Annotated in this window: 24 protein-coding genes; 10 read left to right on the plus strand and 14 right to left on the minus strand. The window is 63.0% G+C overall.

Annotated features, from left to right (window positions below):
• Positions 1-220: 220 nt before the first annotated feature.
• The 4 genes from VFJ08_RS06265 to VFJ08_RS06280 all read left to right on the plus strand — a co-directional run bounded on the left by VFJ08_RS06265 (position 221) and on the right by VFJ08_RS06280 (position 4698).
• Positions 221-829 (plus strand): TetR/AcrR family transcriptional regulator, encoded by a 609-nt coding sequence (locus VFJ08_RS06265; RefSeq protein ID WP_324996289.1) that lies wholly within the window; start codon positions 221-223, stop codon positions 827-829.
• The gene (locus VFJ08_RS06270; RefSeq protein WP_324996291.1) at positions 820-1806 is read left to right on the plus strand and encodes a nitrilase-related carbon-nitrogen hydrolase; all 987 of its coding nucleotides are present in this window, start codon (positions 820-822) and stop codon (positions 1804-1806) included. The genes VFJ08_RS06265 and VFJ08_RS06270 overlap by 10 nt, the downstream gene beginning before the upstream one ends.
• On the plus strand, positions 1799-2989 hold the full coding sequence (locus VFJ08_RS06275) for an agmatine deiminase family protein (RefSeq protein WP_324996293.1): 1191 nt from the start codon (positions 1799-1801) through the stop codon (positions 2987-2989). Before VFJ08_RS06270 ends, VFJ08_RS06275 begins: the two co-directional genes overlap by 8 nt.
• A 794-nt stretch (positions 2990-3783) precedes the next feature.
• A complete protein-coding gene (locus VFJ08_RS06280; RefSeq protein ID WP_324996295.1) occupies positions 3784-4698 on the plus strand; it encodes a 2-dehydropantoate 2-reductase in 915 nt (304 codons plus the stop codon).
• 56 nt (positions 4699-4754) lie between these two features.
• On the opposite strand, the gene VFJ08_RS06285 is transcribed toward VFJ08_RS06280, so the two are convergent.
• Positions 4755-6023, minus strand: a complete 1269-nt coding sequence (locus VFJ08_RS06285) for a DUF1479 domain-containing protein (RefSeq protein WP_324996297.1) — start codon at positions 6021-6023, stop codon at positions 4755-4757.
• A 107-nt stretch (positions 6024-6130) separates the two neighbouring features.
• On the opposite strand from VFJ08_RS06285, the gene VFJ08_RS06290 reads away from it, so the two are divergent.
• On the plus strand, positions 6131-7288 hold the full coding sequence (locus VFJ08_RS06290; RefSeq protein ID WP_324996299.1) for an ROK family protein: 1158 nt from the start codon (positions 6131-6133) through the stop codon (positions 7286-7288).
• A 35-nt stretch (positions 7289-7323) separates the two neighbouring features.
• Complete coding sequence (locus tag VFJ08_RS06295) at positions 7324-7746, plus strand: DUF4186 domain-containing protein (RefSeq protein ID WP_324996301.1); 423 nt, start codon at positions 7324-7326, stop codon at positions 7744-7746.
• Here VFJ08_RS06295 and VFJ08_RS06300 read toward each other — a convergent pair.
• The 5 genes from VFJ08_RS06300 to VFJ08_RS06320 all read right to left on the minus strand — a co-directional run bounded on the left by VFJ08_RS06300 (position 7728) and on the right by VFJ08_RS06320 (position 13819).
• Positions 7728-8546, minus strand: a complete 819-nt coding sequence (locus tag VFJ08_RS06300; protein WP_324996302.1) for a nitrilase-related carbon-nitrogen hydrolase — start codon at positions 8544-8546, stop codon at positions 7728-7730. The two genes, VFJ08_RS06295 and VFJ08_RS06300, sit on opposite strands and share 19 nt — an antisense overlap.
• Positions 8539-9912 carry an APC family permease gene (locus tag VFJ08_RS06305; protein ID WP_324996304.1) on the minus strand — a complete coding sequence of 458 codons (1374 nt, stop codon included), beginning with the start codon at positions 9910-9912 and terminating at the stop codon, positions 8539-8541. The genes VFJ08_RS06300 and VFJ08_RS06305 overlap by 8 nt, the downstream gene beginning before the upstream one ends.
• A 48-nt stretch (positions 9913-9960) precedes the next feature.
• Positions 9961-11301, minus strand: a complete 1341-nt coding sequence (gene hisD, locus VFJ08_RS06310) for a histidinol dehydrogenase (RefSeq protein ID WP_324996306.1) — start codon at positions 11299-11301, stop codon at positions 9961-9963.
• A gap of 198 nt (positions 11302-11499) precedes the next feature.
• Positions 11500-12066: a cupin domain-containing protein gene (locus VFJ08_RS06315; protein WP_324996308.1), complete on the minus strand. Its 567-nt coding sequence runs from the start codon at positions 12064-12066 to the stop codon at positions 11500-11502.
• Between the two features lie 154 nt (positions 12067-12220).
• Entirely contained in the window at positions 12221-13819 is a 1599-nt protein-coding gene (locus tag VFJ08_RS06320; RefSeq protein ID WP_324996310.1) for an isocitrate lyase, read from the minus strand.
• Positions 13820-14274: 455 nt separating this feature from the next.
• On the opposite strand from VFJ08_RS06320, the gene VFJ08_RS06325 reads away from it, so the two are divergent.
• From VFJ08_RS06325 to VFJ08_RS06335, 3 genes are all read left to right on the plus strand, one after another.
• Positions 14275-15372: a ketoacyl-ACP synthase III gene (locus VFJ08_RS06325; protein WP_324996313.1), complete on the plus strand. Its 1098-nt coding sequence runs from the start codon at positions 14275-14277 to the stop codon at positions 15370-15372.
• A gap of 114 nt (positions 15373-15486) precedes the next feature.
• A complete protein-coding gene (locus tag VFJ08_RS06330; RefSeq protein WP_349256961.1) occupies positions 15487-16230 on the plus strand; it encodes a 3-oxoacyl-ACP reductase family protein in 744 nt (247 codons plus the stop codon).
• 144 nt (positions 16231-16374) lie between these two features.
• Entirely contained in the window at positions 16375-17157 is a 783-nt protein-coding gene (locus tag VFJ08_RS06335; RefSeq protein WP_324996317.1) for an SDR family oxidoreductase, read from the plus strand.
• 138 nt (positions 17158-17295) lie between these two features.
• Here VFJ08_RS06335 and phaR read toward each other — a convergent pair whose 3' ends face one another.
• The 6 genes from phaR to VFJ08_RS06365 form a co-directional block, all read right to left on the minus strand.
• Entirely contained in the window at positions 17296-17742 is a 447-nt protein-coding gene (phaR, locus tag VFJ08_RS06340; protein WP_324996319.1) for a polyhydroxyalkanoate synthesis repressor PhaR, read from the minus strand.
• 115 nt (positions 17743-17857) lie between these two features.
• Positions 17858-19615: an alpha/beta fold hydrolase gene (locus VFJ08_RS06345; protein WP_324996321.1), complete on the minus strand. Its 1758-nt coding sequence runs from the start codon at positions 19613-19615 to the stop codon at positions 17858-17860.
• 133 nt (positions 19616-19748) lie between these two features.
• Positions 19749-20312 (minus strand): hypothetical protein, encoded by a 564-nt coding sequence (locus VFJ08_RS06350; protein ID WP_324996323.1) that lies wholly within the window; start codon positions 20310-20312, stop codon positions 19749-19751.
• Between the two features lie 255 nt (positions 20313-20567).
• Positions 20568-21338, minus strand: coding sequence for a 3-hydroxybutyrate dehydrogenase (locus tag VFJ08_RS06355; RefSeq protein ID WP_324996325.1), 771 nt, complete (start codon positions 21336-21338; stop codon positions 20568-20570).
• 41 nt (positions 21339-21379) lie between these two features.
• A complete protein-coding gene (locus VFJ08_RS06360; RefSeq protein ID WP_324996327.1) occupies positions 21380-22528 on the minus strand; it encodes a patatin-like phospholipase family protein in 1149 nt (382 codons plus the stop codon).
• A gap of 75 nt (positions 22529-22603) precedes the next feature.
• Complete coding sequence (locus tag VFJ08_RS06365) at positions 22604-23344, minus strand: acetoacetate decarboxylase (protein WP_324996329.1); 741 nt, start codon at positions 23342-23344, stop codon at positions 22604-22606.
• 353 nt (positions 23345-23697) lie between these two features.
• On the opposite strand from VFJ08_RS06365, the gene VFJ08_RS06370 reads away from it, so the two are divergent.
• Positions 23698-24486: a gamma-glutamyl-gamma-aminobutyrate hydrolase family protein gene (locus VFJ08_RS06370; RefSeq protein WP_324996331.1), complete on the plus strand. Its 789-nt coding sequence runs from the start codon at positions 23698-23700 to the stop codon at positions 24484-24486.
• A gap of 184 nt (positions 24487-24670) precedes the next feature.
• Here the strand turns inward: VFJ08_RS06370 and VFJ08_RS06375 are convergent, their stop codons facing one another.
• The gene (locus tag VFJ08_RS06375; RefSeq protein WP_324996333.1) at positions 24671-25045 is read right to left on the minus strand and encodes an NUDIX domain-containing protein; all 375 of its coding nucleotides are present in this window, start codon (positions 25043-25045) and stop codon (positions 24671-24673) included.
• 1 nt (position 25046) lies between these two features.
• Positions 25047-25760, minus strand: coding sequence for a GntR family transcriptional regulator (locus VFJ08_RS06380; RefSeq protein ID WP_324996335.1), 714 nt, complete (start codon positions 25758-25760; stop codon positions 25047-25049).
• Between the last annotated feature and the right edge of the window lie 70 nt (positions 25761-25830).

The raw sequence follows: 25830 nt of genomic DNA on the forward strand, positions 1-25830 counted from the left end.
CGTCGCGCCGGCGCCTGAATGAATGACTTTATCCTACCCGGGCCGGCCGCCGTTGGGCGATCGTCGCGGCCGAAACATCGATCGGCCCGGTAATATCCAGTATTTGACTGAATATTCAGTCAGTATGATAATCGATGCCAGAGCGGCGTTCGAATGGCGCATGAACGGCCCTCAAGCGCCCTGCAATTACCCTGACCATTATCTTGGGAATCGACTTGCCATGACCCGCCGGCCCGATAGTGACGAAGCCCGGACGCGTATCGTGGCGGCGGCCGTACGCTGCCTGGCCCGGCACGGCGTGCGCGGTTTGCGCATGGCGGATATCGGGCGCGAGGCCGGCGTGTCCTCGGGCCTGCTGTATTACCATTTCGCCAATCGCGACGGCCTGCTCGCCGCGACCCTGGCCCACGTCAACGATACGGCCGCAGCCGGCCGGGCGCGCGCGGCCGGCGATGGGCGCGATGCGCTGATCGATAACCTGGTAGACGAAATCTCGGATGACCCCGAGGTACGCGATCACGCCGCCGCCTGGCACGAAATCAATGCATCGGCGGTCTTCGACAGCGCCCTGGCCGCGCATCTGCGCGCCACCACGGCCGACTGGCAGCGGCGCATCGCCGACGGCCTGATGCAGACCGCCGGCAAAACCGCGCCACCGAACCGGCAAGCCGCCGATGCCCAGGCGGCGATCGCCACGGCCTTGGTCGACGGCCTGTCGCAGCGCTGGCTCACCGGCCGCCTGTCCACGGACGAGGCGCGCGCCCTGCTACGCCGCGCCCTGATCCGGCAATTCGGCGGCGATGCCGCCGGGAGTACCCCATGCAACTGATTCAGAACACGAACCCGCCCCTTTCACCGGCCCGCGCCAAGCCGTCGCCGCGCGCACCGCTGCGCGTAGCACTGGTGCAGCACGCCTGGCGCGCCGATCGCGACAAGCTCGTCGCCGCGCTGGACGCCGCCATCGGCCGCGCCGCCGAAGCCGGCGCCGCGGCGGTGTTTATGCCGGAAATCACGCTCATGCGCTACCCGGCCGACCGGCGCGCGACGGGCACCGCGGCCGACGGCGCCGAGGATCTGGAAACCGGGCCGACGATGACCTTCGCCCGCGACGCCGCGCGGCGCCACGGTGTGGCGGTGCACGCATCGCTCTATCAGCGCGCCGAGGGCGCGGACGGGCTCGGGCTGAACACCGCCATCCTGGTCGCCCCCGACGGCACGCTGATCGGCGCCACCCATAAACTGCATATCCCGGTCACCGAAGGCTATTTCGAGAACACTTATTTTCGCGAAGGTCCAGCCGACGACCCCTACCCGGTCTATCGCCACGGCGCGCTGGCCGATGCCGCGATCGGCTTGCCGACCTGCTGGGACGAATGGTTCCCCGAGGTCGCCCGTGCCTATTCGCTCGGCGGCGCGGAGATCCTGGTCTACCCGACCGCGATCGGTTCCGAACCGGATTTCCCCGATTTCGACACCCAACCGCTGTGGCGCCAGGTAATCGTGGCCAACGGCATCACGGCAGGCACGTTCATGATCGTGCCCAACCGCATCGGCGACGAAGGTCGGCTGACCTTCTACGGCAGCTCGTTCATCTCCGATCCCTACGGCCGGGTGCTGGTCGCCGCGCCGCGCGATGCCGAAGCGATTCTGGTGGCCGATCTCGATCTGGATCAGCGGCGCGACTGGCTGACGCTGTTCCCGTTTCTGGCGACCCGGCGCCCGGACACCTACGGCGCGCTGACCGCGCCGGTCGCCGCCGACCGGCCGCTCGGCGGGCCGGCTGCCGAGGGCGATGGCGATGAGTGAGGTCGTCACCGGCTGGCGGATGCCGGCCGAAACCGTGGCGCAAGCCCGGGTCTGGATGGGTTTTCCGCCGGTCGGGCCGACCGCCGGCGAAAACGCCGACGACATAGCCGAGGCTCGACGCGCCTGGGCCGCCGTGGCCCACGCCATCGCCGAGTTCCAGCCGGTGACGATGCTGGTCGACCCGGCCGATGAGGACATCGCGCCGCGCTATGTCTCGGCGGCGGTCGAACGCGTGACCGTGCCGCTCGACGATGCCTGGCTGCGCGATATTGGGCCGAGTTTCGTGCTCGATGACGACGGCGCGCTGGGTGCGGTGAACTGGCGCTTCAACGGTTGGGGCCGGCGCGAATGGGCGCGCTGGGAACGCGACGATCGCGTGGCGAGCACGATCGCGCGCCTCGCCGGCGCGGCGCGTATCGATTCCGATCTGGTCAACGAGGGCGGCGGCATCGCCGTCGACGGCGCCGGCACGGTGTTGCTCACCGACACGGTCCAACGCGATCCGCGCCGCAACCCCAGGCTTTCGCGGGCGGACGTGGAAGCCGAAATGGCCCGCACGCTCGGCGCCGATCACGCCATCTGGCTGGCCCGTGGGCTACACCGCGACGCCGAGCGCTTTGGCACCTTCGGCCATGTCGACATCGTGGCCGCGCTGGCCTCGCCGGAGTGCGTGGTCGTACACGACCAGCGCGATCCCGGCCACCCCGATCACGCGATCAGCCGCGAAACTAAGCGCGTATTCGAATCGGCCGCCACGGCCGCCGGCGGTGCCTGGCGCATCGCGGCCTTGCCCGCGCCGCGGCGGCTGCGCGATGCCCACGGCTTCGTCGACTACAGCTATATCAATCATCTGCCGATCAACGGGGCGGTGATCGTGGGCACCTTCGACGACCCGGCCGACGCCGAAGCCCGCTCGATTCTGGCCGAGCTGTATCCGGGCCGGCGCATCGTCGGCGTGGACGCCCGCGCGATCTTCGCGCGCGGCGGCGGCGTCCACTGTATTACGCAGCAACAGCCTCGGAGCACACAGGCGCAGGTTGGGGCCTGTTGCCGCTTCATACGACGCCGCGCCGGCGGCCGCCCGAATGTATTCGAGCTGTCGCAAGACAAGGCGCAGCGGGCGTACGGTAGTCATTCTACCGTAGCGCGCTGCAACGCTAGATTGCGGCCCATAAATAATTAACATGGGGCCCCCGGCCCTTCGGGTTGCGGCCCCAAATCGCGCCATCCGGCGTTGCAGAGCTTGACCGCAGAATGACTGCGGTCGGCGCTCTGCGCCTTGGCTGACACGATTTGGGGTTGCAACGCGGTGCCGTATGAAACGGCAACAAGCCCTGGCTAGGGAACAATTGATTTTTATTCACCCAACGCATGCCCGAGGATCGAAGCCCCAAGACCCGGCTGTCCGCGCGGGCCTTCTACCCGAGCGCGCGCTATGGCGGCGGGCAGGAGATGAACCGGCCTGCTGATCTCGCTGTGGCGATCCGGCGCGGCCGCCGATATCGCGGTACTGTGCTCGCTGTTTGCCTACGGCCAGGTCCGGCGGGAAATCCTGGCGTTCGAATCGGGATGGGCGGCGGGGGTATCCCCCGCCGCCCGATACCGAGCCGGACCACCCGCCGCATGGGACCGCGACGACGGCAAGCCAGCCCGATACTCTGCGCCCCGGCCGACGCGCCGATACCCGGTCGGCGCGTCGTCTGGCAACGGCTTGGACAGCGACGTTATCAGCCGCTCGCGATCTCGCCAAACACGAATCGAAAGAGGATTACCGAGCCGACGCCCGCGTGCGGGCACGCCAAGGGCTTTGCGCTAAAAACAAGCCGGGTATCGTCCATTCAACCACGCGTATCAGCGCTTGGGCGAAACTCTGATATGGCTGTCGAAATACCCTCTTTTTGGTTATTCGGATAACCACGAACCCCGGCGCAACGATAACAGGGCCCGCGAGGCGTCGATGGCCGTTGGAAACAGAGTATGCATGAAGCAACGAACATTGGCGCAGACGACGACGGCACGCACTGGCATCTGGTGGGCGCCGGCCGCGTCGGCACATTGGCCGCTTTCTACCTGCGCCGGGCGGGCATCGGGATCACCATCGTTCGCCCGGGCCCGGCGCATCGTCGCCAAATCAGGCTGGTTTTCGACCGCGCCGAGGGTGTGCGGCGTCACGAGTTCGACTTGCCCGTGCAGCCGCCCGCCGAATGCCCGCCGGTCTCGCGGCTCATCGTCGCCTGTAAAACGCCCTACTCCGCGGCGGCGCTCGGGCGCGTACGGCTGACCGACGACGCCACCGTGATTCGTCTGCAAAACGGACTCGGCAGCCTGGACGGTCGGTTGGCCGCAGGCCAGCGCCTGATCGAGGGGGTAACGACAAGCGCCGTGATGAGCGCGGCCGACGGCGCCGTGCGGGTCGTGGCCGAGAACACGACGACGTTCGGCGGCGGGCCGCGCCCGCCCTGGTTCGACGCGCTGGCCGCCGGCTGGCCGGGCTTGGCGTGGGCCGAGGACGTTCGGCCGGCGCAATGGCGCAAGCTGGTGGTCAACGCCGCGCTCAATCCGTTGACGGCGATCGACGACGTGGCCAACGGCGCTCTGCTCGAGCGCGCCGATCTGTACGCCGAGATGACCGCGCTAATCGACGAGGCCGACGCGCTGCTCGCCCGGTTGGATCCGAACTGGCCGGGAAATTCACACGAGCGGGTCGCCGCCGTGGTTTCGGCCACGGCGGCCAACACGTCGTCGATGCGGGCCGATATTCATGCCGGCGCGGTCACCGAAATCGAATCCATCAACGGTTGGCTGCTGCGTCAGGGCACATCGCTGGGCATGGCGCTACCGGCCCATGCGCGCGTTGCCGAGCGCATTCGCGCAATGGCCGCCAACGCGTAATCCCAATACGGGCTTACCGGGCGTCCGAAGCAGGCCGGGCCGCGACGGCGCCCAGGCTACGCGCCCAGCCCGAGACCCTGTCGTCCGCAACGATTGAGCGCATCGGCCGTAAAACGATTTTTCCAATCGGCCTCGTAGTGCTCGTCGGGAAAATCGCCGGGCGAATGGCCCCGCGCCAGGGCGTGGCGCACACGCTCGGCATAAGCGGCGTTGCGATCGCACCACGGCGCGGCCGGGATATACATGACATTGCTCCAGCCTTGCTGATTCTCGACCGGCGCCACCGCATGGATAACGTCGCAGTGCCACCACACCGAATCGCCGGCCCGCAGCGTCGGGATACTGGTCAGGGCCCGCATCAGCAGCGGATGCCACGTCTGGCTGATCGGCAGCACGCGATGCGGGATCGCGCCGCACAGTGAATCCTCGGGCACGTCGGCCAGCAACGGGCGCAGCAGGACATAGATGATCGCGGCCGGAATCGGCACCGTATGCAGACACCCCTGGCCGGCCGGAATGTCGGACAGCGCCGTCCAGCCCTGGAACGTGCGAAACGCCGAACACATGGTCGAGCTTTCGTATTCGTCGATCTCGGCCCGCCAGGCCGCGTCCCATGGATCATAGCGATCGAAACGGTGGTTGAGCACATGCCGGTAGACCGCCTGGTAGGCGGGGTGCAGCCAGCGCTCGATCGCGCCGGAATCGACGTGCGCGCCGAGGCCGTCCGAGTCGGTGCCCGGCGGCCGGCGTCGTACCCGGTCCGGGTACAGCAGGTTACGATCGGGATCGAACCATTGCCGACCGTCGGACTGGCAGGTCCAGAGCCGGTTCATGAACGACTGCACCGCGGCCATGCGCTCATCCTGGCGGGCTTCCATCTGCGGCTGCGACCAGTAGACCGGCAGAATCGGCGGCCGGGACGCCGAGAGGCTGCCGAAGAAATCGTCGCCCGGCCCGCGATATATCCGGTCGAAATCGTTGTCGTCGAGATAGGCCACCAGGCGCTGATCCCACTCGCGGGCGCGCTGATGGGGGAAATGATTGCGGATCACGGCGCAACCACGGCGTCGAATCCGTTGTCTTTCGGCTTCGCCGACCCGGCCCGCGGCCAAGTCGTCGTAATCGATCTCGGGCCAGATATCGCGCCCTTCGGCCCGGGCCTGTTCGATATCCGCGATTTCCTGCGCAACAAACGTCTCGACGTCGGCGAACAACGACTCGACATCGCCGATCTTGTCGCGCGCGGCCTGTTTCAGCGCACGAATCTCACCGGGGACATCGGAAGGCAGACGTGCCGCCGCGACACGCAACTCGGGATTGGCCATGCGGTTCCTCCTCTCTTTTTGTAAGCACTACTAACAACTAAAACGAAGCATAGCCGCCGCCGATGATTGCTGTCACGCTTTCGGCACCCGAGTAAGACAAAAGCACAATGTCCGACAGGCAAGGGCCTGTTGCCGTTTCACACGGCACCGCGCCGGAAACCGTTATCACCGAGATCGACCGCGCCTTTTTCCGTCACCTGATCGAGCACGGCCCCGGCTCGCGCGCCGGCATATCGGCCGCGATCGGCATCGCGCGCCCGACGGCCTCGGAATCGGCGCGCCGGCTGCTGGGCGCCGGGCTCATCCGGCCCGCCGGACAACAGACCGGCCAGCGCGGACGCGCGCCGCTGCTGTATGCCGTCAACGCCGAACGCGGCTATACACTGAGCCTGGCCATGGATCGCGGCTGGGTCGGTCTTCGGGCCTGCGATCTGGCGCGCCGGGTCGTCTGGGAAAAGATCGTGCCGTTGGCGGTCGAAACGAGCGGGGAACAGCTCATCGCGACCAGCCGCGACCTACTGGCACAGGCGCGGGCAAAAGCCCACGGCGATTGCCTGGGCGCCACATGTTCGGTGGCCGATCCGGTCGACCCGGACACCGGTGCGGTCGTCTCCCTGCCCGATTCGCCGTTTCCCGCCGGCCACATCGCGATCCGCGAGCGAATTTTCACGCCGGACGTGCCGATTCTGCGCGTCGACAACGACGTTAACTGGGCCGCGCTCGCCGAAAGTCGGCTCGGCGTCATGCGGTCGCAGCGCAATTTTCTCTACGTCTACATCGGCGCGGGCGTCGGCGCCGCGCTTTATGTCAACGGCGCGCTGTATCGCGGCGCGACCGGGCTGGCCGGCGAGATCGGATACGCCCGACTCGGGCCGGCCCAGACGCTGATGCAGCGCTTGCAGGAATTGGACGTCGCGCTACCCGATCGTACTTCGCTGGACAGCGCCCGGCTGCAAGCCCTGTTCGAGACGGAAGCCGACAGCCGCGGCGCAGGCGCGGTCGTCGAGGCTTTTGCCTGGGTCATCGCCAACACCGCGATCACCCTGAACCCCGGCGCGATCGTGCTGGCCGGTAGCCTCATGGACATGCCATCCTTCAATACACAATTGCAACGTGCCGTACAGTCGAACCTGCCGATGCCGGTCGAGATTCATGTCTCGCGCTTCGGCGCGCGCGCGCCGCTGGTCGGGGCGGGCATCGGCGCCCAAGAGGCGGCCGAGATCGGTCTTGGCCTGGCCGCCGGACCCGTCGACGCATCGGCATGAACAGGCTCTAGACTCGCCGGCACGCGGAGAACGCTATGTCGACAACTTCCGACAACGCCCTCGCCGGCCGGCCGTACGCCGAGCTGTTCACGGCACTGGCACGCTCGTCTTTCCGTTCGCGATTCGCGCTCGGACCGCGCGAACAACACGATCTGGATCGTCACGGACTGGAGGTTATTCGTCGGCATGCCGCGCGCTTTATCGGCGAGCGCCTGGCCCCGGCCGAGCCTGCAAACGACGGCAAACAGACCCCGATGCGCAATCATCCGGTGTTCGTCGCCCAGCACGCCACGGCCACCTGCTGCCGGAGCTGCCTGGCGAAATGGCACGGCATCGGCGCAGAGCGCGCGCTAAGCGAAGACGAACAACGCTATGTCTGCGACGTGATCGTGGCCTGGCTCGAGCCGCGCCACGACCCGTCGCGAGTCGAGCCGCCCCGTCAGGCCGAGCTGTTTTGAGTCTCGTTTGCGGTGCGGACCGCCGGTACGGCGCGCCGCAGGGCGAGATAGTCCGGGCGGACTTCGGTTTCCACCGCGAGCGCCACATCGGCGAGCACCAGCGCCTCGGCGTGCGGCGGGCAGCTCGCGCGTACCCGGCCCGCCGTATCCGCGTGACAACTGTCGCCGGTGAACAGGAAGGTCTCGCCCTGGCCGACCTGATTGACATAGACATGCGGCCGGCGGTTTTCGAGCGCGCGCGCTTGCACGCATAGCCGGTGATCGGGCCCGAACGGGCGCATGTTCGCCGACACGCTGAGCAACAGCTCGGCGCCGCCGACCGCCAGCGCACGGGCGATCTCGGGGAACTCGATATCGAAGCAAATCATCAGCCCGACGCGCACGCCGGCCAGTTCGACGATTTCCAGATGGTCGCCCGGCGTGAACGCCCCGGCCTCGTCGCCGAACAGTTGGATCTTGCGATAGCAGCCGGCGATCCGGCCGTCGCGATCGATCGCCAGCACGCTGTTGGCGACCCGCCCGTCGTCGCGGCGCTCGGCGAAGCCGATCACGATCGCGGTTTCGTGTCGCTCGGCCGCCGCGCGCAAACGCCCTACCCGGTCACCGGCTAACGATTCGGCCAGCGTTTCGGCGCGCGCGGTGGTATAGCCGCACAGATAAAGCTCGGGCCAGACCATCAAATCGGCATCCGGACGGCCGGCCAGCGTGGTCTCGACGCACACGAGGTTGGCGTTCGTCTCTCCGACGACGGGCGCTTTCTGTGCCAGGGCGATACGCAGATTGCCGGTTTGCTCAGTCAAGCTCGGGTTTCTCCTCGAAAGTCAGCTTCGGCGGCGGCTGGCGGAACCCGCGGGTGATCCAGCCCAGCCAGGCGATGCCGAGCACCAGCCATATCAGACCGACGATCACCGCGTCGATATCCAGGTTGCACAATAGATAAAAATCGACGATCGCGCCCAGCGCCGGCAGGACGACCCACCAGAATACCCCGGCCGCGCCGCGCTGCGGGCGATGCTTGAGCCAGTGCGCGATCACCGCGAGATTGACCAGCGTAAAGGCGGAAAACGCGCCGAAGTTGATGAACGAGGCCGAAGTCGTGACATCGACGAACAGGCCGATCAGCCCGGCCAGGCCGATCAACACGATGCTGATGACCGGTGTGCCGCGCGAGGACAGCCGCGCCAGCGGCGCCGGCAGCGCGCCGTCGCGCCCCATCGTGAACAGCAGTCTCGAGGCGCCCGCCTGGATGGTCAGGCCGCAGGCGAACTGACCGACGACCAGCCCGGCCAGCACGAAGGCCGCGAACAGATTGCCGCCCACCGCGCGCGAGATACCCAGCGCGGCCGAGGCGGGGTGGGCGAACTGCGCGCCCGGATGCACGAGCTGGGTGACCCAGGCCACGGTGATGAACAGTACGCCGAAGAACAGCACCACGATGATCATCGCCCGCGGAATCGTGCGCTTGGGGTCCTTGGTTTCCTCGGTGAGCAGCGTCAGCCCGTCGAAGCCGATGAACGAGTACGCGGCGACCGCGGCCGCCGCGGCGATCGCCGAAAATGTGGTGCCGTCATTGTAGAACGGTTCGAGCGCGCCCGGCCCGGCCGGCGCGCCGGCCCACTGGGCCAAACACAGCGCGACGAAGATCGCGATCACCAGCAACTGGAAGGCGACCAGCAGATAGTCGGTACGGGTCGTCGTCTTGATGCCGATCAGGTTGAGCAACGTGGTCGGCAGGATGAAAGCCACGATCCAGGCCGCCATCGGGACCGCGGGGAACTGATTGGCGAGATAGGCCGCTCCGATCAGCCACACCACCAGCGGAATGAAGAAATAATCCAGCAGGATCATCCAGCCGGTGAGAAAACCGAGGTGCGAGGACATTTCCTCGCCGATATAGGTATAGGCCGAGCCGGATTTGGTGTGGTGCACCTGCGCCATGCGGCCGTAGCTGTAGGCGGTGAACACCATCGCCACGAGCGTCAGGATATAAGCGGTCGGCGCGCTGCCGCCCGACAAGTGCGCGATGATGCCGATGGTCGCCAGCACCACCAGCGGCGTCACCCAGGCGATACCGATGATGCACACCGACGACAGGGTGAGCGTGCGCTCGAGCCCGGCGCCCGGCGCGCCGCCCGTAGCGGTGGTCGTATTCGTGGTCGTGCTCATGCCTTCTACCCCTTTTTTTCGCGTACCGGCGTGGTGCCGCGGGTTTGATCAGTTATAGGGCCGGTCGACGACATCCTCGAGCCGGCCCGAGGTGATGGCGTCGATCTCGTTCGGATACAGCCGCAGTGCCGCGGCCCGCGCGTGGCCTTCCATGCGCTCGGTGCGCGACTGGCGGATCGTCGAGGGCGCCACCGCGGCCACGCCGTCGGATTCGATGCGTTGATGCGTGACCGTCTTGAGATAGGCGCCGACCCACAGCCCGCCGGTATAACGCGCGGCCTGACCGGTGGGCAGCGTATGGTTGGTGCCGCAGCACTTGTCGGAAAAGACCACGCTGGAGCGCTCGCCGAGAAACGCCGAGCCGTAATTCGAGATACGCGCGAGCAGCGCGTCCGGATCGCGCGTCTGGATCTGGAGATGCTCGGTCGCCATGTAATCGGCGAACGCGACCAGCGCGTCGTCGTCCTCGCAGACCACGACCTCGCCCTTGTTGCGCCACGCCGCGCCCGCGACTTCCGCCGACGAAAGAGAGGCCAATTGGCGCTCGACTTCATCGATCGCCTGTTGCGCCAGACGCTCCGAAGTGGTCGCCAAGCTGGGCCGCGCCATCGGGTCGTGCTCGGCCTGGGCGAGCATATCGGCGGCGAGCACGCGGGCATCGGCGGACTCGTCGGCCGCGGTGAAAATTTCGCTCGGCCCGGCCAGCGCATCGATCCCCACCACGCCGAAAACCTGGCGCTTGGCCTCGTTCACGAAGGCGTTGCCCGGGCCCATGATTTTGTCGACCGCCGGCACGCTTTCGGTGCCGTAGGCCATGGCCGCGATCGCCTGCGCGCCGCCAATGCGGAAGATGCGCGTCGCGCCGGCCAGATGACAAATGCCGACCATGGCTTCGGGAGCCGTGGGCGGCAGGCAGGCCACGATTTCCTCGCAGCCGGCCACCACGCCCGGCGCCAGCGACATGATCGGCGCCGAAAGCAGAGGATAGCGCCCGCCCGGCACATAGCAGCCGACGCGCGCGATCGGGACGATGCGATGGCCCAGATGCACGCCCGGCAGCGTCTCGATCTCGAGCGGCTGCATCGTCTCGCGCTGGGCGGCCGCGAAACGGCGCACCTGCTCGATGGCGAATTCCGTGTCCCGCCGGGTTTGGGGGTCGAGTTCGTCGACCGCGCGCCGGCGCGCGTCCCGCGCCACTTCGAAGCGATCGAGTTCGACCTTGTCGAAGCGCTCGGTGTATTCGGCGAGCCCGGCGTCACCGCGTTCGCGCACACCGGCGACAATTTCGCCCACCGTATCGGCGAGCTGAACACCCGCGCCCGGATCGGCTTGCTCCGCCGATTTCAGATAGCGGACACGGGCAGCGAGTTCGAAAGGCAGATCGCGCATGGTTGAGAAAAATTCGGCTGATCGATGTGGAAAGATTATTTTCCAATCCTGATGAACGCAATCGCGAACGACAGGTATACGACGAAAGTTGCAGGCGCTGGTACCGCCGCTCCCGGCACGAGCCGAAAGGGCCGAAAGACATGCGATCGACACAAATCCGGTGCTTTTCGGCCGCCGGTTCTACGTTAGGGTTCGACGTTAGAACGTGGGCGGGGTGACGGCGCTGACCACGACGCAGAGTTCGTCGAAGGGGTTGCGCATCCGGTGCGGGCGGCGGCTGTCGAAATAATAGGCGTCGCCGGCTTCCAGAATGCTGACTTCGCCGTCGACGGTCAGCTCGAGCCGCCCGGCCACGACCACGCCGCCCTCTTCCGCGGCGTGCTGGTAGGGCGGTTCGCCGGTATCCGCGCCGGGCGCATAGCGCTCGTGGAGAATCATCATCGCCGAGCCGCCGAGATTACGCCCGACCTGGCGATAGGACAGCGACACGCCGTTGGCGAGTTCGACCAGCTCGTCCGCGCGAAATACCACCGGCGAAGCATCCGGCAACGGGTCGGAAAAAAACGCGCTCATGGTGGTGTCGAGCGCCTCGAGCACGGCTTTGAGCGAGCTGACCGATGGGCTGTGCCGCCCGCGCTCGATCAGCGAGATGGATACGTGGCTGACCCCGCAGCGGCGTGCGAGCTCGCGGATCGACAATTCCTTGCTTTGGCGAAGCTGCTTAAGCCGTACTCCGGTCGCCGGCTGGGTGGATGTGTCCCCCAACACATACTCCATTTGCTATTCGATCAATAAGATATACCGGCTTGACGCACAAATGAAGCCCATGCAACGTTGCACGGAAATAAAAAGACGGGGCCCGAGGGCCCCGTCCAGCCGCGGCGGTCGAAGTCACCGCGGTCCCAACACCGTCGCCAGACTAGCCAAACTGGTTCATGGTGTTGTGAACCCCTCCCGCCTTGAGCGCATGCTCGCGGGAGAAGAACGCCTTGTGATCGTCGCCGATGTTCGAGCCGGCCATATCCTGATGCTTGACCGTGGCAATCCCGTCGCGAAGCTCGGCCCGCTGGACATCGCGCACATAAGCCAGCATACCCTCATCGCCGAAATAATTGCGCGCGAGTCGATCGGTCGACAGCGCCGTCGTGTGATACGTCGGCAGCGTGATCAGATGATGAAACACGCCCGCCTCGCGCGCCGCCCGGGCCTGGAACGCCTGGGTCCAGCGATCGGCTTCGAGCGCCAATTCGCTGCCGTCGTACTCGGCGCTCATCAACCGGTCGCGCTCGTAAGCCGAAACCTCGCGCCCTTCGCGCGTCCAGGCGTCGAACACTTGTTGCCGGAAATTGAGCGTCCAGTTGAACGACGGGCTGTTGTTGTAGACCAGCTTGGCGTTCGGCACGGCCTCGCGAATACGCCTGACCATGCCGCCGATGTGCTCGACGTTCGGGGTCGAAGTCTCGATCCACAGCAGATCGGCGCCGTTATTTAGGCTGGTGATGCAATCCAGCACCACACGGTCCTCGCCGGTGTTTTTCTTGAACTCGAACAGACCCGAGGCCAGCCGCTTGAGCCGCACCAGCTTGCCGTTCTGCTTGATCACGACATCGGAGGCGCCGATCTCGGACGGGTCGCCGATCTGCTCGCCGTCGAGATAACTGTTGTACCGATCGCCCAAATCGCCCGGCTCCTGCGAAACCGCGAGCTGCTGGGTCAGCCCGGCGCCCAGACTGTCGGTGCGGGCGACGATGACGCCGTCGTCCACCCCGAGTTCGAGAAAGGCATAGCGCACGGCATTGATCTTGGCCAGAAACGCGGCATGCGGCACGGTGACCTTGCCGTCCTGATGGCCGCACTGCTTGACGTCCGAGACTTGGTTCTCGATCTGGATCGCGCAAGCGCCGGCCTCGATCATCTTCTTCGCCAGCAGGTAGGTGGCTTCCTCGTTACCGAAACCGGCATCGATGTCGGCGATGATCGGGATGACATGGGTCTCGAAATTGTCGATTTTGCTCTGGGCCTTCTGCGCCGCGACTTGGTCGCCGGTGTCGCGGGCCGCCTCCAGCGCGCGGAAACAATGATTGAGCTCCCAGGCGTCGGCCTGCTTGAGAAAGGTATAGAGCTCCTCGATCAGCGCCGGCACGGCGGTCTTTTCGTGCATCGACTGATCCGGCAGCGGGCCGAATTCGGATCTGAGCGCGGCGACCATCCAGCCCGACAGATACAGATATCGGCCCTTCAGACTGCCGAAATGCTTCTTGATCGAGATCGCTTTCTGTTGCCCGATGAAACCGTGCCAACAGCCCAGCGACTGGGTGTAGTTCGACGGGTCGGCGTCGTAGGCCGCCATGTCCTCGCGCATGATTTTCGCCGTATGGCGCGCAATATCCAGCCCGGTCTGAAAACGGTTCTGCGCGCGCAGACGCGCGGCATGCTCGGGGTCGATGGCGTTCCAGGCGTCGCCGAAGCGTTGCCGCAGCGAGCCGATATCGCTGATGTCGTTTCTGTAGTCGGACATGATGGGCTCCCTCTTGCTAAGTAGCATTGCACAATGACTGATATTCCGGAAATGATGATTTTCCGAAAGCGTGGTTGTCATTCTAAGAGCATGCCTAGAATATAAATATGAAATGCCGCCTATTTCCGGCATTCATAAAATGAATACACCAAGATAATCGCCCTTAACGCGCTGATTTCAGAGACAGTTTGGTAACGAAACGCATCCCTGCTGTTTCCGGATGCTACCCCACATCAGGCTGTCGCTAATCAAGTGCAACCCAGCCTGGACGGCGTCCCGGCCCCGGGTCTCGTGACAAGGCCTGCCCGAGCGGCCGGCGATCGTAGCTTCCGCGCAATCCAAGCCACCCAGGCTATGCCGTAAGGAGCATGCCGTATAGGAGCATGCCGTATATCGGCACTGCCCCTAGCGTTCTATGGTGAGTTGTGTACAGAGTACCCGTCTCGGGATTCGTCATGCCTGCCATTATCGACGCTATTGAATATGCACTGCCGGCGCGCACTGAATCGATCGAAGACCTCGCTGCGCGTTTTCCCGACTGGCCGCTGGATCAGGTCATTGAAAAAACCGGCATTCGGACACGGCGTATCGCCGCCGATGAGGAATGCGCCTCTGATCTCGGCTTGACCGCAGCGCAGTTATTACTCGAAAACAGCGATACCGCGGTCGACGACATCGATTTTCTGATCTTTTGTACGCAGACGCCCGATTACCTGGCGCCGACGACCGCTTGCCTTGTTCAGCAGCGGCTTGGGCTCGGCACGCACACCGGCGCTCTGGACATCAACCTCGGCTGCTCGGGCTATATCTACTCGCTCGGCGTGGCCAAAGCCCTGATCGAGTCGGGGCAAGCCCGTCGACTGTTGCTCATCACGGCCGACACCTATAGCAAATTTATCGACCCCGACGATCGGGGTGTCCGCGCGCTGTTCGGCGACGCCGCCGCGGCCACGCTGCTTTCGTATCACGACGACGACGACGGCGGCGGCGACGCTCCGACCATCGGACCGTTCATTTACGGCACCGACGGCAGTGGTGGTCCGGAGTTAATCGTACCCAGCAGCGGCATGCGATACCCGCGGCCGGCCGCTGCCACTCAGGAATACATCGACCACCGCGGCAATAAGCGCAGCGCGCATAAAATCGTCATGAACGGGCGTGCCGTGGTGGAATTCACGCTACGCGAAGTGCCCCGCGCCGTCTGGCAAGTCTGCGATAAGGGCGGGATCACCCTCGACGACGTGGATGCCGTAGTGCCCCATCAGGCGAGCGCGATCGTACTAAAGGGTGTCCGTGAACGGCTCGGCCTGCCAGACGCGCGCTTCATAAGCTGCATGGAAGATATCGGCAACACTGTCTCCTGCAGCATACCGATCGCACTCAAGCGCGCGGTGCTCTCGGGCCAAATCAAGCCAGGCGCGCTTTTGCTGCTCGTCGGCTTCGGTGTCGGGTTGTCGTGGGGCGCCACGCTCGTGCGTCTGCCGCTGGATTTCGCACCCTTGGCAACAAACGAAGCGCGACATGATGAGCATCTAGCCAGCGAACCGGTTTGATTAACGTGAAACAAAGGCAGACACAACCCTGCCTCAAAGTTTTTTTTTCGGGCGCTCTGCCACGTTATGGCCGTTCCATACAGCTTATAGGTATGAAACGGCTGAGAGGGAAAAATGCGAAGCATGAAAGGCAAAAGTGCAATCGTAACCGGCGGATCGCGCGGCATCGGCGAGTACATCGCACTGCAATTGGCACGCCGCGGCGCCAATGTCGCTATCGGCTATCGCTCGCGCAAGGCCGAGGCGGATAGCGTCGTCAACAAAATGAAAGCACAGAGCGTGAAAGCCATGGCAATTCAGGCCGATATGGCCCAGATGCAGGAAGCGCGCACTTTGATCAAGCAGGTGAATGAGCAATGGGGCCATATTGATATTCTGATCAACAATGCCGGCATCACGCGCGACAAAACCATGAAGAAGCTGACCGACGAAGATTGGAAAGCCGTATTGGATACCAATCTTGGCAGCGTGTACGCCACCTGCTCGGAAGTATGGCCGATCATGATCGAACAAAATTACGGGCGCATCATCAACATCACCTCGTTCGTCGGTCAGATCGGCAATTTCGGCCAAGCGAACTATGCGGCGAGCAAGGGCGGCATCATCGCGTTCACGAAGACGATGGCGCTGGAAATGGCCCGTTACAATATCACCGTGAACGCGATCGCACCCGGCTTCGTCGAAACCGAGATGCTGGCCCAGGTCCCGGATAAAATCCGCGAAAAAATACTGGCGCGGGTGCCTATGGGTCGCTTTGCGCACCCCGATGAAATCGCCCGCGCGGTGGCGTTCATCGCCGCGGAAGGCGACTACATCACCGGTCAGCAGATTAATGTCAACGGCGGCGTTTATATGTGATTTTAGGCACACTTGGGCGAAACTAACCGCTTTGCGACAGTTCATTTAATATGAATTCGGACGCGATAAAATAGAGCGACGTATTCTTATTTTCGTTTATTTCTCATTCAAAATATATGGTTAGCGCTGCTGTCGGGACTGGGAATGAATGTTGAAGATAAAGTGATCGTAATTACTGGGGCTGGGCGGGGCCTTGGCCGGGCCATTGCGCAAACATTGGCAGCCAACGCAGCCCGTCTGGCGCTGGTGGATATAAACGAAGAAAGTCTGACGCAGGCCGGGGCGGCCTGCCAGGACGCCGGCGCGCAGACCCGAACATATCCTGTAGACGTCACCGATGAGCGGGCCGTAGAACAGCTTTTCAACGATGTAGCCGGCGATTTCGGCCAAATTGACGGTCTGGTCAACAACGCCGGCGTCACCCGGGATGCGCTGTTGGTCAAGGTCAAGGACGGGAATGTCACCGGCAAGATGTCGTCCGAGGACTGGGATACGGTCATGGCGGTCGACTTGCGCAGCGTTTTTCTATGCACGCGGGAGGCGGTGGTCAAGATGATCGAGCGAGGCTCTGCCGAGCGTGCGCCCGGAGGGAGCGGTCTCATCGTCAACATTTCCAGCATATCGCGCGCCGGAAATATCGGACAGACCAATTACGCCGCGGCCAAGGCCGGCGTGGTCGCGATGACGACAACCTGGGCCGGGGAGCTCGCACGCCACGGTATTCGCGTGGCCGCTGTCGCGCCGGGCTTCTGCAACACCCGGTTAGTCGCCAACATGAAAGAGAATATGCGCGAAAGGCTGAAAGAGAAGATTCCGCTGAAACGGTTGGGCGATCCCGACGAAATCGGCCAAACGGTCCTTTTCATTTTTCAAAACGAGTTTGTCCATGGGCGGGTGATCGAAGTCGATGGCGGAATGCGGCTTTAGGGTGCGCTATCAACTTGGCATTAAAATAGATAACGTGCTGGGTTGATCAACAGCGCTGGGCCGATTTAGCTTTAAGATTTGCTCTTGTCTATTCGAACCGCGGCAACGCAGCGGCCAAACCGGCGAGTGCCCAGCGTGTCAGGATTTCGGGCCGCTACCGGGCGGATCATCCCCGCGCATTAGCTGTGTCCACCAGCTCAGACTGTCCTGGGTGTAGGTCTGCCATGCCTTGATTGGGCCAGTTTCCACGAGCTTGCCGACCCGAGATTGCATCTGCTCGATCTGGTACATGAACAGCGCAACGCTACGCTCGAGATAGGGTGTCATGTAACCGTGCAGCGGATGATCGTGCAACCGGATCAGATCAGTGAGCAGACGCTCACTCAGGATCGGCCCACCCTCGGCCTCCGCCTCGCTAACGACCTGCAACAACAGGCTACGCGTGATGTCTTCGCCGCTGTTCTTGTCTTCTACGCGAATATCGTCTCCGGACACAATCAGCGAGCGCAGATCGGAGAGTTTGATGAAACGCCCGGTCTCGGTGTCGTACAGACGACGGTTGGGATATTTTCGAATTGTGCGCATGGGCGAATTATCCCGTTCTCGTCTTTGCAACGCAAAAAGTAGCGAAGCCGCTGTGGCACCACGCCGCCCACAGGCGGCACGGGCACACCCATGAAATAGGCCTATCAAAAGCCCACTATTGTTGAAATACGTAGGTGCCGGGCGCATCGGACAGGGCCTCGCCTATCGCTGGCGGTTCTACCTTGTTTCCGGAGTACGATTTGAGCCAATTTTGCCAAGCCGGCCACCACGACCCCTTCACCGGCGCGGTCCGAGCGATCCATTCGTCGGCCGAAAGAAAATGCTCACGGCGTTGGCGCGTGAACATGCGATAATGACGGCGCGGATGACCGGGCGGAGTCACGATGCCGGCATTATGGCCCCCGCTGGTTAGCAGAAAGGTCAGCTCCCTGGGTTCGGCCAACAACTCGATTTTGTAAACCGAGCGCCAAGGGGCGATGTGATCCCGCTCGGTGCCGACCGAAAAAATAGGAACCTCGATATCCCGCAGCGCGATTGGCCTGCCTTCGACCTCGTACTGACCATCAGCGAGCTGGTTATGCAGATAGAGCCGATTCAGGTATTCGGCATGCATCCGATAGGGCATGCGCGTGGCATCAGCGTTCCAGGCCATGAGGCCGATACCCGGTTGATCCTGGCCCAGCCAATAGTTGTTGATCAGCGGTTGCCATACCAAATCATTGGCGCGCAGCAATTTGAAGGCTCCGGCCATCTTGGTTTTGTCCAGATAGCCTTGCTTCCACATCAAGCCGTCCAGCCAGCTGAGTTGGGAGTCGTTAATGAACAGCCGAAGTTCGCCGGGCTCGGTAAAATCGGTTTGCGCTGCCAACAAGCTAAGCGTCGCCAAACGGTCGTCGCCATCACGAGCCATGGCAGCGGCCGTGATCGCCATTAGCGTGCCGCCGACGCAATAGCCCATTGCGTGTATCTTGCGTTCTGGCACACGAGTGTTGACCGCTTCCAGCGCCGCCAGCGGCCCCAGCCGACGGTAGTCATCCATATCCAGGTCACGATCCGTCCGATCCGGATTCTTCCAGGAAATGATAAACACCGTGTGGCCCTGATCCAGCAGATAGCGCACCATGGACTTGCCTTCCGACAGATCCAATATGTAGTACTTCATGATCCAGGCCGGCACAATCAACACCGGCTCCGGATGTACGCGGGCGGTCGTCGGTGTGTATTGGATCAGCTCGATAAGACGATTGCGATACACCACCTTGCCTTCAGTGGTGGCGAGATTGACGCCTACCTTGAAATCTTCCAGCGACTTAGGACGCCGACCTTTCCGGTAGCGATCGATGTCGCGTACCAAATGGCCCGCGCCACGCAGCAGATTGAAACCGTTGGCTTCCCATGTAGCGCGCCATACTTCCGGATTGGTCAGAGGAAAGTTATAGGGCGAAACGCTGTCGACGGCCAAGCGTGTATAAAAGCGTACCAAGTTCTCATTGCGATCGGACAAACCGCTGACATTAGCCGTGGCCTGGGTCCACCAATATCGCCGCAGCAGGTAGTGCTGCTCGATGAGCGAAAACGGCAGTTGCCGCCAGCCGGCGTCCGTAAAACGCCGGTCGTCCGGGTCCGGCTCGATCGCACGCGCCGCTTCTGTGTGCAGCAGGCTGCGCATGGCAAAACCGCCGAGCTGTGCGTACTGCCGAAACCACAGTTCGGAGAGCTGAGCCACCTTGCCTGGCGCCATACCCATATGGGTCAACCAATGGACATACGCCAATGCAATACGGCGCACATCCAGTCCTCTGGCGATCTGTCCCCACCGGGCTGCGGTTTCCCGATCGAGTTGCTCGGCGACCGCATCGCTGATAAAGCCGCCGCTTGGCGCCGGAAGCCCGCTTTTATCTGCATCCGCCATTTTTAGACAGCCTTGTTTTGCCGTACTGTTATTGTGCGCGTAAAACCATTAAAAACAGATAGGGGGATGCCCGTTTTTAGAAAAAACCCGCCGGCACGGCCATCGAGCCATGCCGACGGGCCGATTCACATACTCAGACGCTTCCGCCAGCGGCTTTTTTGCTCTTCGACGAGGCGGTCTGTGCGTCGTCGGCTTTTTGGGCTTGCGCAGCGACGCCCTGGTCGGCTTTTTCAGCTTGCGCAGCGGCGCCCTGGTTGGCCCTTTCAGCTTGCGCCGTGGCGTCCTGGTTGGCTCTTTCGGCTTGCGCAGCGGCCTGCTGATAGGCTTGCGCGCTCGCACCAGCAGCCGTATCCGTCGCTTCTCGGCCGATAGCCATCATACGATCCCGCGTGTGCTCGGCGTTTTGGCGCAATGCTTCGCCATAGCGCAGGCTCGCATTATAGTAGTCGGACGAAGCGCCCGTCTCACGAAACAGCCCGGTCGCGTCGTTGCTCGTCTGCAGCGACTCCATCTGTCGCCGGCCGATCTCCAGGCAGGAACGATTAAACTCGTACTGGTCTTTGGCCAGCTGATTCAGGCTGTCGATAGCCACTTCGCTGCTGCGCACAGCGGATTCCATCATCTTCTGGTTGGCATCGAACATCGACTTGAATTCATTTTGAAACCGCTCGGGCTGCTGCTTTCTCTGCTCTTCCATGTCGCTCACCGTTGTTAAACTGGTTAATAAATGACTTATTTTGCAGTGCAAAATAAGCAACGATGTGATTATGCGATTCAGTATGGCGTCTTTCAAGGGACGAATACAGAATATTTTGCAGTGCGATTAGTCGTCTCTCTTTTCCTCCGGAGTCGGGATGCGAACGGCCTTATGGTTGTTCGCTTTCAAGAGTTTTTTGAGTCTTGTGCGCGACATACCACACGCGGCGGGCCGGCCTTACCGAGCCGAGCGGGATCAGTTCATGTACCAGCCATGACTGGCGACGATCGATTGACCGGTAAGCGCGTTGGACGGGAAAGCGGCGAGAAAAACCGCCACCTCGGCGATATCCGAAGCCTGCGTGAACTCTTTATCGACGGTGCCGCCCAGCATGATCTGATTGCGAACTTCGTCTTCCGAAATGCCGAGATTCTCGGCCTGTTCGGGGATCTGTTTTTTCACCATCGGCGTCTCGACGAAGCCCGGACAGATGAGATTGGAACGCACGCCGTAATCCGCGCCTTCGATTGCCATGACCCGTGTCAGACCCAGCAGGCCGTGCTTGGCCGTGACATAAGCGGACTTCAGCGCCGAAGCCTCCTTGGAGTGCACCGAGCCCATATAGATCAAGGAGCCCGACTTTTGCTTGTACATATGCCGGATACAAGCCTTGGTGGTCAGAAACGCACCGTCCAGATGGATCGACGTGAGTTTTTTCCATTCATCAAACGGAAAATCCTCGAGCCGGTGCACGATCTGCACACCGGCGTTGGACAGCAGCCCGTCGATCCGGCCCCAGCGCTTGGCAACCTCGTCAACTCCGGCGTTGACCGAATCTTCGTCGGTCACGTCCATGGTCACGGCGATCGTCTGGTCGCCCAGTTCATTGGCTGCTTCTTCGGCTTTGTCCTTGTCAACGTCGGCGATGGCCACACGGCCGTCGGCCTCGACGAAACGTTTTGCGATCGCATAGCCGATGCCGCTGGCCGCGCCAGTGATCACGGTAACCTTGCCGTCTAGATTCATGGGTTTTCTCCTTCGAGAATTGGTTCGGGCCCTTTGTGCGTTCAACTCATATCGAAAATCCGGATGCCCGCCTTGTGATCCGTGCGGGGCGGCAGCCATTTCGGATTGGTCAGGGCATGGCCAGCATCAGCACGTCCGGCACGCCAGTGATCGATCATGGAGGCGCGCGAAAACTCATAGTCGCGAGCGTGGGTTTCGTTGCGCTTTTCCTTGTAGATCAAATGCACCAAGCTGACGCTGCGCCAGTGCCCGAGATCGATGTACTCGGTGAGCTCGGAATCGTTGAGCGCCTCCTCCGGCAAGCGCTCGGTCAGTTTCGCAATGGCCTCGCGCAGTTGGAACTCGCGTTGGAAAAACTCGGTATTCAAGCGGGTACGGCTCGAATAGACGATATCCTTACGCCGGGCTTCGACCTCGAACAGATTACGTGGCGCCGCGCCGCGCGCGTCCCATAGATCCACCTGAAAGATCAGCACATGGTTGAGAACAGGCATCGCCTTGAGCACGTAGGACAGTTGTGTATTCGAGGTCAGGCCGCCGTCCCAGTACAGTCGACCGTCGACTTCCGTAGGCGGAAAACCCGGCGGCAACGAGCCGCTGGCCAGCACATGCTCGGGGCCGATACGGCGCTTGGTGTTGTCGAAACATTCGAAATTGCCTTTCTCGACATCGACCGCGCCCAGCGTCAGCCGCAGGTCGCCGTGGTTGATGCGTTCGAAATCCACCAACTCTTCAAGCGTATCGAGCAGAGGGCTGGTGTCATAGAAACTCGTCGAGCCGTTCGCGCCGCGCGGGCGCAGCAGCGGCGAGGGGATTCGCGGCCGAAAGAAGCTGGGCAGACCGAATGTCATGACGCCGAGCGAATTCAAAGTGTTGAATAGGCGCCGCGGCAAATCGCCATCCGGCGCGGGCCAGTTGAAAGTCCGAGTGATTCGTTGCCAAAAAGCGCGCAGCTTGGCCGCGCGTTCTTCCGGCGGATTGCCGACGATGATGGCGGCGTTGATCGCGCCTATGGAAATACCGGCGACCCAGTCCGGCGCATAACCGCCTTCGGCCAGGGTCTCGTAAGCGCCAGCCTGATAAGCGCCCAGCGCGCCACCGCCTTGGAGCAGCAAGACGGTTTTATCGTAGTGCTCCTGCTCCGCCGGTTTCTCGTGTAACGCTTTTCGTCGCGGCTTTGCCGAAGCCATAGATGAAGTCCGTTGGGCCAATAATATAAAGCGATCAGCGCGCTCGCGCGTCGCGCGTTTTTTAATCCAACGCCGCTACGCCAGATAATCGTGCACGACTTCACCGTATGGCAGCGTCAAATCGGTAAGGATATGAGTGGTGGAAACGATTTCCCGGACCGGAAAATGCGCGACCGGCGCGAGCGCGTGCTCGCCTAGTTCCAACGCGCCGGGCCCCGACCATGCGCCCTTGACGGTCAGATCCTCTATGGCGTACTCGACAAGCTCGCAGATCCGCGGTCTGGTGCCGTCGACGTGCGGGATGATCTTGAGTAGAAAACTGGGGCTGATCATCGATCGGTGTATTTCGTCCGCGTCCAGGGTTTCATGCTTATAGCCCATGGTGGCCGTGGCCACCCGGACATCTTGATAATCAAGCTTGCCGACGAGCGTGTCCTTGCGCAGCGACAGCGAGGGATTGGCCAGCTTCTTGGGGAAGCCCCAGATCTCGCGGCCGCCGGCGGTCGGCGCCTCGTCGTTGAGATACATGGCGTAGGAAAAGCCGCCGCTGCGCCCATTGAAGGTCACCGGTATCGTCTGGCCGCATTCGCAATAATCGCCGAAGCCTGTGGAGTTGGGCATGCGCATGAACTCGAAGCTGACTTTCGGCTCGGCGAGTTTCAATGGCGCGGGAATCGCCTGCTCGAGACGCTCCGGGTCGCTCCAGTAAGTAACGATCAAGTACTCACGGTCAATGAACCGATAAGGTCCTCGCGGGTACGAAGGGCTGGCCAGAGGCATGGCAAACGCATTACGGATAACTTCACTTTCGGTCATACCATTAGCCCGTTTCTAGATCTGTGAGGCCACGCGCGTTCGCACGGCGCTACAAGTCAATACCAATAACTGAGCGGCGAGGGCGAGGCCCCTCCGCAGCTTGCTTGCGTAAGATTTGACCGTTTCAGTCGCGATCCGCTCGTCTATAATTTAGATTCTCGCGTCAGGATCGCGAATCAAATAAGTACTTATACGGTATGGGTATTCACGGGTCAGACACACGCGCAGTAATCGCCTCCAATCGCGAATCCGCATTCATCGGCGCGCGTGATACGAGAGGAACCGATCGTCGGCGTTGACCGGTCCGATATTTGTGATCACAATTTATTCGATTTTTGGTTTCAGGGTTACCCATGTCTTCAAATCGCCCACGAATCGGCGTACCGGTCGACTGCAAGCTCATCGGCTCTGATCCGAGCCATGTGGTCGGCGAGAAATATCTCGCCGCGGTCGCGCATGCGGCCCGCACCGTGCCAATGGTGTTGCCCGCTCGCGCCGCCGGCGCGGAGCAGGCCTCGCTGGAGGCCCAGATCAGCGCCGACGACCAGCTCGCCGATCTCGACGGGCTGTTTTTGACCGGCAGCCCGTCGAATATGGAACCCTGGCGCTATGGCAGCGACGCCCCCGGCGTCGGCCCGTTCGATCCACAGCGCGACGGCAACAATCTCGCGCTGCTAGGGGCGGCGATGGCGCGCGATATGCCGATATTCACCGTCTGCCGCGGTTTTCAGGAACTCAACGTCGCCTGCGGCGGCACGCTGCACACGGCGGTCCAGGAGGTGCCCGGCCTGTCCGATCATCGCGACGATCACGACGCGCCGCGGGAACGCCGGTATGCGCCGGTGCATCCGGTGGCGCTGGCGGAAAACGGCTGGCTGGCCGAACTGCTCGACACGCACGAGATCACCGTCAATTCCCTGCACAGCCAGGGCATCGACCGGCTCGGTTCCGCCCTGATCGCCGAAGGGCAAGCGCCCGACGGCCTCATCGAAGCCGTACGACATCGCGATCACGGTTTCGTAGTCGGCGTGCAGTGGCACCCGGAGTGGCGCTACGGCGACAACCCGGTGTCGATGGCGCTGTTCAACGCCTTCGGCGAAGCCTGCCGAGCCTTTCGTCAGCAACGGCTGAGCGGCGACTGAGCTAAGACCAAAGCGATGCGCAGCCGCCGCCGACCACACAAACAGCCGTAGGTCGATGAGCGGATCCATATACGGCTTAGGCCGAAGGCCGTAAGCCGACATCCACGAGCCGCACCGGCGACCCGCGAGGCACAGGGCTTCGTTCCCATCGGATTACGCCTCCGGCTAATCCGACCTACATGATCTAAAGACTATTGACGAGTTTCCGTACCGCGGGCGCAAAGCAGTCGAGCCGATCGAGCGGCCACCAGGCCACCTCGCTCACTTCCGCGGCGGGCGTGGGCTGCCCGCGCCAACTGCCGGAAAAACAGTTCAACTCGACCTGGCCGTCACCGGCCAGATCCGGGCCGAGCACCCGCCCGGTGAGCGTGATATCGGCTGCATCGAGCTCGATACCGAGTTCCTCGCGCACCTCGCGGCAGGCGGCGTCGGCCGGCGCCTCGCCGGGTTCGATCTTGCCGCCCGGCAGATACCAGAGCATGTTATCGCGAACACGAACCAGCAGAATCCGCCCATTCTCGACCGCCAGCAGGCACGCACATCGGATCGGCGGGTTCATGTCAGCCGGCGGCCTCCAAATTGCGCCAATCGGCCTCGGTCAACGACCCCAGGCCTTCGCGCACATCGGCCTCGATGGCGAAACGCAGCGCCTGGGCGTCACGCGCGGCGATCGCCCGCAGCGCCTCGACGTGCCGGTCGACGATGTATTCGCTGCCGATGTGATGGATGGCCAGGCGTAGAAACGGCGAGAACTGCAGCCAGACGGACTCGATCAGCGGCATGATGGCCGAGGCGTCGCCCACGTCGTAGAGCGTGAAATGAAACGCCCGGTGGCGCTGCAGATAGGTTCGGATCTCACCGGCCTCGATCGCGGTGTCGACCTTGGCGTCGAGCTCCCAGAGCCGGTCGAGATGGGCATCGTCGATCAGCGGCATGGCGCGTTCGGCGGCAAACGCTTCGAGATTCGCGCGCACCGCGCACAAATCCGACAGCTTGGCCGGGGTCATGCGCGGCACGCTCACGCGCCGGTTGCCATGGGATTCCAGCGCGCGCTCGGCCACCAGCCGGCGCAGCGCCTCGCGCACCGGCGTCGGACTGGTGCCCAGCATCTGCGCGATGCCGCGCAGCGTCACGCTGCGCCCGGGCACGAACTGCCCCGTCAGCACGGCCTCCTTGAGCTGGAGATAAACCCATTCCTGGCGCGTAATGCCGGCGCCATCAAGCTCGACCGGGGCGATCTCCATGTCGTCGACGGATACGGTGGATGAAGCCAAACGGGTGTTCGTTAAGCGCCGTGGATGGCCCGACTTTAGCAGAGCACGCAGCCGGACGTTGCAGCCGAGG

Source organism: Salinisphaera sp., from assembly GCF_035690525.1.
Taxonomy (GTDB): domain Bacteria; phylum Pseudomonadota; class Gammaproteobacteria; order Nevskiales; family Salinisphaeraceae; genus Salinisphaera.

Excerpts from the sequence above, each read along its gene's own strand:
- VFJ08_RS06265 (WP_324996289.1), top strand. The coding sequence starts at position 221 with ATGACCCGCCGGCCCGATAGTGACGAAGCCCGGACGCGTATCGTGGCG.
- VFJ08_RS06270 (WP_324996291.1), top strand. The coding sequence starts at position 820 with ATGCAACTGATTCAGAACACGAACCCGCCCCTTTCACCGGCCCGCGCC.
- VFJ08_RS06275 (WP_324996293.1), top strand. The coding sequence starts at position 1,799 with ATGAGTGAGGTCGTCACCGGCTGGCGGATGCCGGCCGAAACCGTGGCG.
- VFJ08_RS06280 (WP_324996295.1), top strand. The coding sequence starts at position 3,784 with ATGCATGAAGCAACGAACATTGGCGCAGACGACGACGGCACGCACTGG.
- VFJ08_RS06285 (WP_324996297.1), bottom strand. The coding sequence starts at position 6,023 with ATGGCCAATCCCGAGTTGCGTGTCGCGGCGGCACGTCTGCCTTCCGAT.
- VFJ08_RS06290 (WP_324996299.1), top strand. The coding sequence starts at position 6,131 with ATGTCCGACAGGCAAGGGCCTGTTGCCGTTTCACACGGCACCGCGCCG.
- VFJ08_RS06295 (WP_324996301.1), top strand. The coding sequence starts at position 7,324 with ATGTCGACAACTTCCGACAACGCCCTCGCCGGCCGGCCGTACGCCGAG.
- VFJ08_RS06305 (WP_324996304.1), bottom strand. The coding sequence starts at position 9,912 with ATGAGCACGACCACGAATACGACCACCGCTACGGGCGGCGCGCCGGGC.
- hisD (WP_324996306.1), bottom strand. The coding sequence starts at position 11,301 with ATGCGCGATCTGCCTTTCGAACTCGCTGCCCGTGTCCGCTATCTGAAA.
- VFJ08_RS06320 (WP_324996310.1), bottom strand. The coding sequence starts at position 13,819 with ATGTCCGACTACAGAAACGACATCAGCGATATCGGCTCGCTGCGGCAA.
- VFJ08_RS06325 (WP_324996313.1), top strand. The coding sequence starts at position 14,275 with ATGCCTGCCATTATCGACGCTATTGAATATGCACTGCCGGCGCGCACT.
- VFJ08_RS06330 (WP_349256961.1), top strand. The coding sequence starts at position 15,487 with ATGCGAAGCATGAAAGGCAAAAGTGCAATCGTAACCGGCGGATCGCGC.
- VFJ08_RS06335 (WP_324996317.1), top strand. The coding sequence starts at position 16,375 with ATGAATGTTGAAGATAAAGTGATCGTAATTACTGGGGCTGGGCGGGGC.
- phaR (WP_324996319.1), bottom strand. The coding sequence starts at position 17,742 with ATGCGCACAATTCGAAAATATCCCAACCGTCGTCTGTACGACACCGAG.
- VFJ08_RS06345 (WP_324996321.1), bottom strand. The coding sequence starts at position 19,615 with ATGGCGGATGCAGATAAAAGCGGGCTTCCGGCGCCAAGCGGCGGCTTT.
- VFJ08_RS06350 (WP_324996323.1), bottom strand. The coding sequence starts at position 20,312 with ATGGAAGAGCAGAGAAAGCAGCAGCCCGAGCGGTTTCAAAATGAATTC.
- VFJ08_RS06355 (WP_324996325.1), bottom strand. The coding sequence starts at position 21,338 with ATGAATCTAGACGGCAAGGTTACCGTGATCACTGGCGCGGCCAGCGGC.
- VFJ08_RS06360 (WP_324996327.1), bottom strand. The coding sequence starts at position 22,528 with ATGGCTTCGGCAAAGCCGCGACGAAAAGCGTTACACGAGAAACCGGCG.
- VFJ08_RS06365 (WP_324996329.1), bottom strand. The coding sequence starts at position 23,344 with ATGACCGAAAGTGAAGTTATCCGTAATGCGTTTGCCATGCCTCTGGCC.
- VFJ08_RS06370 (WP_324996331.1), top strand. The coding sequence starts at position 23,698 with ATGTCTTCAAATCGCCCACGAATCGGCGTACCGGTCGACTGCAAGCTC.
- VFJ08_RS06375 (WP_324996333.1), bottom strand. The coding sequence starts at position 25,045 with ATGAACCCGCCGATCCGATGTGCGTGCCTGCTGGCGGTCGAGAATGGG.